This window comes from Sarcina sp. DSM 11001 (genome assembly GCF_900101015.1).
Taxonomy (GTDB): domain Bacteria; phylum Bacillota; class Clostridia; order Lachnospirales; family Lachnospiraceae; genus CAG-791.
The window spans coordinates 1-8854 of the sequence record NZ_FNFZ01000055.1 but is presented as its reverse complement, the minus strand read 5'-3'; the positions used below and the strand labels follow the sequence as shown (position 1 = coordinate 8854).

Annotated in this window: 10 protein-coding genes, 1 pseudogene and 1 riboswitch; of the genes and pseudogenes, 2 read left to right on the top strand and 9 right to left on the bottom strand. The window is 49.5% G+C overall.

Features of this window, described 5'->3' with window-relative positions:
* Positions 1 to 442: 442 nt before the first annotated feature.
* On the bottom strand, positions 443 to 1216 hold the full coding sequence (locus BLT02_RS16400) for a formate dehydrogenase accessory sulfurtransferase FdhD (protein ID WP_092998036.1): 774 nt from the start codon (positions 1214 to 1216) through the stop codon (positions 443 to 445).
* Positions 1217 to 1768: 552 nt separating this feature from the next.
* Positions 1769 to 1868: riboswitch (glycine riboswitch) on the top strand.
* A gap of 96 nt (positions 1869 to 1964) precedes the next feature.
* On the opposite strand from BLT02_RS16400, the gene BLT02_RS16395 reads away from it, so the two are divergent.
* A complete protein-coding gene (locus BLT02_RS16395) occupies positions 1965 to 3356 on the top strand; it encodes an alanine/glycine:cation symporter family protein (protein ID WP_092998033.1) in 1392 nt (463 codons plus the stop codon).
* A gap of 544 nt (positions 3357 to 3900) precedes the next feature.
* On the opposite strand, the pseudogene BLT02_RS18065 reads toward BLT02_RS16395, so the two are convergent.
* The 8 genes and pseudogenes from BLT02_RS18065 to BLT02_RS16355 all read right to left on the bottom strand — a co-directional run.
* Positions 3901 to 3984: pseudogene (locus BLT02_RS18065) on the bottom strand (EamA family transporter); the annotation flags it as partial.
* A 54-nt stretch (positions 3985 to 4038) separates the two neighbouring features.
* Positions 4039 to 4572, bottom strand: a complete 534-nt coding sequence (locus BLT02_RS16385; RefSeq protein WP_092998030.1) for a nitroreductase family protein — start codon at positions 4570 to 4572, stop codon at positions 4039 to 4041.
* Positions 4573 to 4634: 62 nt separating this feature from the next.
* Positions 4635 to 5135: an SDR family oxidoreductase gene (locus BLT02_RS16380; RefSeq protein WP_092998027.1), complete on the bottom strand. Its 501-nt coding sequence runs from the start codon at positions 5133 to 5135 to the stop codon at positions 4635 to 4637.
* Positions 5136 to 5149: 14 nt separating this feature from the next.
* Positions 5150 to 5383 (bottom strand): flavodoxin, encoded by a 234-nt coding sequence (locus tag BLT02_RS16375; protein ID WP_092998024.1) that lies wholly within the window; start codon positions 5381 to 5383, stop codon positions 5150 to 5152.
* Between the two features lie 86 nt (positions 5384 to 5469).
* Positions 5470 to 6432, bottom strand: coding sequence for an aldo/keto reductase (locus tag BLT02_RS16370; RefSeq protein ID WP_092998022.1), 963 nt, complete (start codon positions 6430 to 6432; stop codon positions 5470 to 5472).
* A gap of 73 nt (positions 6433 to 6505) precedes the next feature.
* Positions 6506 to 6919, bottom strand: coding sequence for a nuclear transport factor 2 family protein (locus BLT02_RS16365; protein ID WP_175453913.1), 414 nt, complete (start codon positions 6917 to 6919; stop codon positions 6506 to 6508).
* 149 nt (positions 6920 to 7068) lie between these two features.
* Positions 7069 to 7911, bottom strand: coding sequence for an aldo/keto reductase (locus BLT02_RS16360; RefSeq protein WP_092998039.1), 843 nt, complete (start codon positions 7909 to 7911; stop codon positions 7069 to 7071).
* A gap of 53 nt (positions 7912 to 7964) precedes the next feature.
* Positions 7965 to 8486, bottom strand: a complete 522-nt coding sequence (locus BLT02_RS16355; RefSeq protein ID WP_092998016.1) for a flavodoxin — start codon at positions 8484 to 8486, stop codon at positions 7965 to 7967.
* Between the two features lie 134 nt (positions 8487 to 8620).
* On the opposite strand from BLT02_RS16355, the gene BLT02_RS16350 reads away from it, so the two are divergent.
* A partial coding sequence (locus BLT02_RS16350) for a LysR family transcriptional regulator (RefSeq protein ID WP_139187708.1) occupies positions 8621 to 8854 on the top strand: 234 nt, incomplete at its 3' end.

Below are 8854 nucleotides of genomic sequence, written 5' to 3'. Positions count from 1 at the left end.
AAACTTTGCAGCAGCTGTCCTTATAAAAAGGAATACTACCAAACACTTGCAAATATCAGGGGCTTGAAACCAGCAGCAGTATAGTGGCCGCCACTTCTGCATCCCTGATATGATGCAATAAGAAACATTGACAATCTCGCAGGAATCCCTTGATATTTGTAGGGGAAGTATGCCCTTTTTCAAGCGGTAGCTGGGATTCCTCAGAGATAACTGGTAAAAATCAGGCACCAGACACGGGGCATGGTCTTGCGTTGGTGTCCATGAATAATTCAGGCTAAATCATTCTTTACCAAATCATTCTTTGCTAAATCAAAATCATTCTTTACCAAATCATTTTTTGACATTCTTTGTAACAGTCTTAGCAAGTGACATCAGGATGTACTGAATTGATTCTCGACGGCCTTATTCACTTTCTATATTCCTTTTCTGTTGTGCATGCAGATCAGAATATCTCGCACTTATCAGGCCAGGCCCTGCAGATCAGGGTAAGACCGTATTCTCTTGCCATATCCACAGATTCTTTTGTGGGAACCGACTTTGAAACCAGGACCGGTATGCCCGCTGTTATAACTTTTTCAACCATATCCACCGGAACCCGTCCTGATGTAAAGATCATGCATTCTGAAAGAGGCAGCTGGTTGAGCAGAGCATACCCCGCCGCCTTATCAAGCGCATTATGTCTGCCAATATCTTCGCTTACATAAAGTGTTTTTCCCGCGCTTGCCAGAATGCACAAATGACTTCCGCAGGTCAGGCTGTGGATCCCCTTTTCCCTTCCAAATTTTTCAGAAAGTCCAAATACCCATTCCGTTTTCCATTTGTATTCCGGGACTCTCTTCAATCTGTCCGCCTGGTCCTTCATGGCAAATACCCTGTTCCCTGTGCAGCAGGTCGGAACCTCAGGTATCACGTTTTCCCATGTTATATCATTTTTCAAAAAAACACTGACTTCATTTTCATATTTGCAGAAGTACATCTTATAAATGTCATCTGCTTTTCCGATCAATCCGTCCGTAAGCATCCTTCCGGCCACCAGCTCTCTCAGATCATTCTTTGTACACACCAGCCTGTAGGCAGGCTGCTCGTTAATGATCACGTTAAGAACATGTTCAGAAAGAACAGCAGCTTCTCCCTGCTTTTTTTGCCCATCAGGGTAGAGCACGCAGGTTGACAGCTTTTCCACGTTTTCCACGTTTTCTATGTTGGTATACTGCATTATTTGCCCCTCGAATACTGCATATCCTTAAATATGGAATATATTTAAAACGGTGTGAGCAGGCTGGCCGCGACCGCAGCAATCGTCTGAGTCTTTTTCACATACCATAATCATGATCAGCGTATTTACATTTCCGGAAAGGTTTCAGGAGATATAACCAGATCCATTCCTCCGTTAACCCGGGTTTTTGCGTTGGAAACCACGCAAAAACTCCTCGAATCCCGAGACAGTCAGTATTGTAATATTCCTCCAAAAACAATACGCAGTATAATCAACTTCTCTCAAGAGAATGCCTGCTTTTAACAGTATAATCGTTTTTATAGAAAAGATAAACTCCCGTACTCATCCCTTCAGGGATTGGATTGTACCGGGGATACTGTCCACGCCCCTTCGAAGTAACTGATCGACGTATCGGGCCAGACAGGCAAAGACAGGCAAACCCGGAATGTCCACACTTGACGGAATGTTCAATCCATGTTAGAGTTCTCCACGTCTAATTCTTTAATATCGTACAGTTGAAACATCCGGAATGCTCAGATCCAGACCGGATGCGGATGTCACTCTGGAGAATCTCATTTTTGTGTGAGTACCGAAGGTGCAAAGCGGCCTGTACGCCGCCGAAACTCTCAGGTCAAAGGACAGGGTCTTTTCAAGATTCTTTATTCACCATGCAAAAGAGACCGCCGGAATATCGGTGGTCTTTCTTTATTGTCCGGCATCCTTCCACAGAACAGGAGGTATTTTTCACATGCTGCTGCCCATTGTTCAGACAATCAATTCCTACCTCTCGGATTATGTCCTGGTCATCCTGCTGTTACTGATCGGACTGTGGTACTCGTTCAGGACCCGCTTTGTTCAGGTGCGGTGCTTTGGCGAAGGGATAAGGAATGTATTTGGCAATCTTTCCCTCAACGGAAAAAAACATAAAAAGGGTATGAGTTCCTTCCAGGCACTGACGACAGCCATTGCAGCCCAGGTCGGTACCGGCAATATCGTCGGTGCGTCCGGCGCGATTCTGACCGGCGGCCCCGGTGCCATCTTCTGGATGTGGGTCATCGCTTTTTTTGGCATGGCAACGATCTACGCGGAAGCCGTTCTGGCCCAGGAGACCAGGATCCATACCGGAAAAAACCATATTCAGGGCGGACCGGTCTACTACATCAGAACCGCTTTCAAGGGTGCCTTTGGCAAATTCCTGGCTCACTTCTTTGCGGTGGCGATCATTCTGGCACTGGGCTTTTTCGGATGCATGGTCCAGTCCAATTCCATCGGCTCCACAATGCAGACAGCGTTTGGTATTCCTTCCTGGGTCATCGGAATCATCCTGGTCCTGGCCTGTGCAGTCATCTTCATCGGCGGGATGGAACGTCTGGCCTATGTCACGGAAAAGATCGTCCCCATCATGGCGGCGGTCTTTCTGGCAGGCGGCCTGGTCGTCCTCCTCATGCGCATTCGCTATATACCTGCCACTTTCGCCATGATCTTCAGTTACGCTTTTCATCCCCAGGCGATCATAGGCGGCGGCTTCGGTATGGCACTCAAGACCGCCATCTCCCAGGGTGCCAAGCGCGGCCTCTTTTCCAACGAAGCCGGTATGGGCTCCACGCCCCACGCGCACGCTCAGGCCAATGTCGAGACGCCTCACGACCAGGGAGTTGTCGCCATTATCGGTGTTTTCATTGACACCTTTATTGTTCTCACCCTCAATGCCCTCGTCATTATTTCCACCCTGTACACACCCGGGGGCATTCTTGCGAATGGATTTACGGGAAACGAGATCAATGCAGCCGGCGAGACCATCGCCAGGACAAACCTGGCACAAACTGCTTTCGGGGAAGCATTCGGGACTGCATTCGGCAGCATCTTTGTTGCGGTCTGCCTGCTCTTCTTTGCCTTTTCCACAGTGCTCAGCTGGAATATGTTCGGCCGCATCAACGCGATCTACCTGTTTGGCCACAGATCCGTGATCGTCTACCAGATCATCTCCCTGGTCTTCATTTTCCTCGGAACTCTGGCCTCCAACGATCTTGTCTGGGAGCTCTCCGATCTGTTCAACCAGCTGATGGTCATCCCCAACACCATCGCTCTCTTCGCCCTGACCGGCATGGTCCTCAAAGGAGCGCACAATAAATCAAAATAAATAAGAAAATGCCTGCTCAATATGTTAAAGCCCGCCAATGGGTCTCTCATGGACATTCCCATGCTTGAAAAACAGGGCAGTCTCTTGTATCATAAAAGCATTAGTTAAAGCTAATCGTTGCGAACAAGGATGTTGCCGCAGGGTATCCGGCTTCAGAAACAGTGTATCTCAAAATCATCTTGCAGGAGGAAAAAATGAAGAAGCATAAGATGTTTGCATGGCTGACCGTATTCTGTTTTCTTATGACAATCATTACCGGTTATGAGAAAAAATAATCTGATGCCATAACGGTCAGACATACCGCGTTAATAATCAGAGTCCGGGAACCAGACCTCTATCCGCCTGGTCCCCGGATTTTTCATATAACCGGTTTCAGGCACTTTTTCCTCTCATGAAACAAATATGCTTTTCACCGTCTTGCCTGTAACTACTTGTCAAGGACGTTTTAATATCTTCATAAAAAAGACCCGGATACTGTTTTTGTTCCGGGCCTCATAGTGGTGTTATTCTGTTATAGCGCCTGTTTTACTCGGGCCTGCAGCTTCATCACGACAACCACCGTACGGATAACCGCCGCCAGGTTCGAGTCAACGCCCTCAATGCCGATTTTTACAAGAATTGAAGTCAGTGCATCGAATACCGCTGAACCCGGTGCAAATCAAAACCCATATATCGTCTCTCCTTAATATTTCTCGTAATGCACGTTCCCGGTGTGCAGGTCGGCATCAGTATAAGCCCTCTTTTCCTCGGCCTTCTCACCGATAGCGACAAGATTCAGCACGGTATAGCCATCCGGAACATCGAGCAGGGATCTGATCTCCTGATCAGAAGTACCTCGCTGCCCCATGCGGTTCCGGATATGCACCCAGCAAGCTCCAAGCCCATACTGTTCTACGGCGAGCAGAATGTAGGCAGACGCTATTGTGCCATCCTCGATCCAGAATTCGGCCTGATGCTTGTCCGCCGTCTTGACCATGACGACGATCACAGCATCCGCGCCATTGATCTGGGAACCACCCATCTGCTTGCAGGCTCCGATCTTCCGGATCATATCCTTGTCGCGCACAACAACGTATTCTACCGGCTTATGTCCAAAGGATGTCGGCGCGGTCAAGGCAACCTTCATGATCTCATGGATCACTTCATCGTCAATATGGGCCGTACCATACCTGCGTACAGAGCGCCGCTTTCTCGTAAGCTCATATAATTCATTCATTTCTGTTATCCTTCTTTCTCAATCATTAAAGACGGCATCTGTTGCGTTCTTATTGTAACAGATCAATGCAGTTTATACTGTCCCGTCCTGATGGAAGCGATAACGCCGCCGTCAATCAGGAGATCCGTTCCTGTGATGAAGCCTGCATGCTCTCCCAGAAGAAACGCTCCGGCTTCTGCGATCTCATCCGACGTTCCGGTCCGTTCTGCTGCTGAGGTGTCGATCATATTCTGATAACCATCACCAGTGGCAGCAAATTCATCATACGCAAGAGGCGTCACGATCACGCCGGGGCTGATCGTATTGATCCTGGCCCTGCGCTCTTTCCAGGTTGTTGCAGCAGCCTTCTGCGCCTGCAGGTGATTGACGCGCTTGGCGATCATTGTCTCCACATCATAGCCGCTGTAGCGGAAATCCTGAGAGACCAGTTCCAGGTTCTTTTCGCTGATATCGCCCAGCAGGACCTTTCTGCCTGCGGCAATTCTTCTTACAATGGCTGTTCCCATGCTGCCTGCGCCGAGAAGCGCGATTACTTCCTTTTTTTTGTTTCTGTCAAAAATCATTTCAAGAACCTCGTTTAATAATCTAATTCTGTGATCCAGTTCTTTACGGATTCTCTGACGCTATCCTGTTTATTCCGGCAATCGTTCCCGCGGATCGCAAGTCCTCTAAGCACTGTGCTTCCGGGAATGGAAGAAGAGAGCTTTTTATCAAACCCGGAAAGGCCGGAGCCCTCGTGTGTGGAGAAAGGCACCAGACTTTTCCCGGCAAGCGCGTCAGCATTTTCCTCGAAGAATGTGTACATGATCATCGGCTAGTCACCCCACCAAACCGGAGCGCCGATGAAGATAGTATCGTACTGCGAAAGATTGGGACCTTTTCCTGTATAAGCCGGTCTTAAAATCCTCCGAGGCCCCTGTGACCATAAACCTTCAGGCTGTTCAGGGAATCTTCCAGAACAGTAAACTCTTCGCCTGTCAGCTCCACATTCGCGGAATCCAGATTCTCAATGATCCGTTCTTTGTTCTTGGATCCAGGGATAGGCACCACGTTCGGATACTTGTGCAGCATCCATGCAAGTGAGATCTGCGCAGGGGTTGCCTTTTTCTTTTCCGCAAAGCTTTTCAACATCTCCACGATCGGCTGATTGCCTTCAATATTCCTTCTGGACAGCTGCGGCACCCAGTTCCGCACATCATCATTTCTCTCAAACTGCGTTTGGGGTGTGATCTTGCCGGAGAGCAAGCCGCTTGCGATTGGAGAGAACGGCACGAAGCCGATGTTGTTTTTCATGCAATAAGGAATGATCTCTGCCTCGGAGTCTCTTTCCACCATGGAATAGATATTCTGGATGGCCGCGAGAGGCGTCACCTGCTGTGCCCGGTCGATGATGTCTACATCCACCTGTGACAGCCCCCAGCCACGGATCAGGCCGTCTTCGATCAGCCTTCCCATAGCCTCTGCGACTTTCTCCACCGGAACGCCGCTCATTCTGTGGAGGTAATAGATATCGACGTAATCGGTCCGCAGGCGGTCAAGGGAGCCTTCCAGATGCTTGCGGATCGTTTTATATACACTGCCGACACTAAAGCCATGAAGCATCAGTTTTGTTACAATGACTACATTCTCACGAACATCCTTCAGTGCCTTGCCTACGATCAGTTCATTGTGACCGATTCCGGCGAGGTTCGGGCTGTAGACCTCCGCTGTATCAAAGAAGGTGCAGCCATGATCACAGGCATTCTGTATCGCCTCGATACTGTATTTTTCTTCCGGGATCTTTCCGTATCCGTGGGAAAAAGCCATGCAGCCCATACCCACTTCGGATACTTCGATATCCCGCAGCATTCTCTTTTTCATAAACTTCCTCCGTCAATAATCTGCGAATCTCTCATCCCGGTCCAAAGCGGTCATCTGCGCCATTTCTACCCGATCATCTACCCACCGCGATCCAGCTGCCGTCCCGAAGCTCATAATAATGGGTGCCTTTCATGCGATAGGTGCCTCTTGCACCGTAGGCATTGGCGTTCAGCACAGAGGTGTATGTGATCTGCGCTTTGTCACCGTCCGCTTTGATCACCGGATCTGCGATCCCAATGGAAAAGTAGTTCAGGCTTCCGTCGGCGATATCCGCGAAGTACTCTTCTCTGGTCTGCTGTCTGCCGCTCATATGGGTGTATACCATATCCTCTGAGACGAGTTCCCTCATGGTATCGATATCCGCCTCCGTCATGGCCTGGCAGTAACGTGCCTGGGTATAGAGAATCGCCAGTTCTTCTTCACCGAGGAAAGAGAGATCGATCCCCGTGATATTCACATTTTTAAACTGCTTAAAATCATATCCCATGAGTTCCGGATCTCCTTCCTCAGTCTCTGTTGCTGCCGTTTCCTCCAAGTTTTGTACCGATACCGCTGAACCTGTTTCGCTCTTATGAATACTGCAGGCGCTCAGCAGTAGTGCAGTAACCATTACTGCAGTCAGCAGAATCGCATTCCTCATTTCAATTCGAAGGAAGGTCTCCAGCCTGCGAACTGGATGAGCTGTTCATCAGTCCTGTGGTAGTAGCGTACGCCTTTGTCAAGCTTCGCGATCTCAGCCATTTCCTCATCGGTCAGCGTAAAGTCCAGGATATCGAGATTATCCTTGATGTGATCGACGTTCTTGCTGCCGGGAATGACGGCAAAACCCATCTGGGTATGCCAGCGTAGAATGACCTGCACAGGCGTCTTTCCGTACTTTTCCGCAAGCTTTGCGAATACAGGCTCATTCTGCAGTGACTTATCGCCGTGTCCCAGCGGATACCAGCTCATCAGTTTAATGCCATACTTGTCCAGTGTCTTACGAAGCTCCTGCTGGGTAAAGTAGGGATGTGCCTCCACCTGAATAAACTGAGGCGCGATCTCCCATTTGGTCTCCAGCTCTTCGATATACTTCCCTTCAAAATTGGAGATGCCGATGGATTTTGCCTTGCCTTCTTTATAAGCTTTTTCCAGCTGGCAGTAGCCTGCCAGCCAGTTGCCTGCGGGCTGGTGGATGTAAAGCAGATCCACGTAGTCCACGCTAAGGCGCTCCAGGGTCTCGTCTACGGCCTTCTCATTTTCATATTCGCTGGGCCAGAGCTTCGTGGAGAGGAAAATGTCTTCACGTGAGGCTCCGCTTTCTTTCATACCGCGCCCAACGGCACGCTCATTGACATAGGCGTTGGCGGTATCCACGAGGAAATAGCCCATCTTCAGCGCTTCCCGGACGCTGTTCTCTGCCTCCGCAGGGGAGAGCATAAAGGTTCCGATCCCGATCACCGGGCAATTCACTCCATTGTTCAGAACGATATATTCCATGATGTTCTCCTTTTCATTCTTCAATATGGTTTCATGAGCCTTCCTTCCGGGATTCACAGCAGCCCGTTCGCGGAAAGCCACTTCTGCACGCTTGCCTTTGAATTTGCCGCCTGGCTTCCAGTGATGGGAAGACCGTTCTTTACAACGGCTCCGGGGCAGGCCTTTTTGATGTCGCGTTCACTGCCGCCCATGCCGCTTCCTTCATTGGTGCAGAGAGGCAGGATCGTCTTGCCGGTGAAATCGAAGGCCTCCAGGAAGGTGAACACAGCCATAGGCATCGTACCCCAGTAGTTTGGATAAGCCAGAATGATCGTGTCATACTCGTCGATGGACTCCGGCATGGAGACAAGTTCCGGTCTGGCTTTCGCCCGCAGATCCTTCTTCGCCTCTTCAATACAGGTCATGTACACCGGGGAATAGGGATCCTTCATCTCGATTTTGAAGCTGTCGGCTCCGGTCAGATCCTTGATGATGCCGCATACGATCTCGGTATTCCCGACTTTGACGTACCTCATTGCGCCTGCGAAGTAGTTTTCATCCGCTCTTGAAAAAAATGCGATCAGTATTTTAGTCATGACTGGTTCCTCCTGTTATTCTGGTCCGGCATACACCATGTTTTTTCTCTGGCTTTATTATATCGGCGTGGTATTGCGAAGTCCAATCGAAACACGCTATACTTTATTTAACTTTTAAATAGCGAGGACAGACCATGACCACGAAACAGATCGATTATTGTATAGAGCTTGCCCATACGTTGAACTTCAGCCGGGCAGCCGACAACATGTTCGTCAGCCAGCCCACGTTTTCTTATCAGATCAGGCTTTTGGAGGATGAGGTCGGCTTTGCGATCTTTGAGAGAAGCGGAAAAGGCGCTTCGCTCACTCCTGCCGGCGCGCAGTTTGTTTCCTTCCTGACCGGTATGCGGCAGGATCTGAAACGAGCC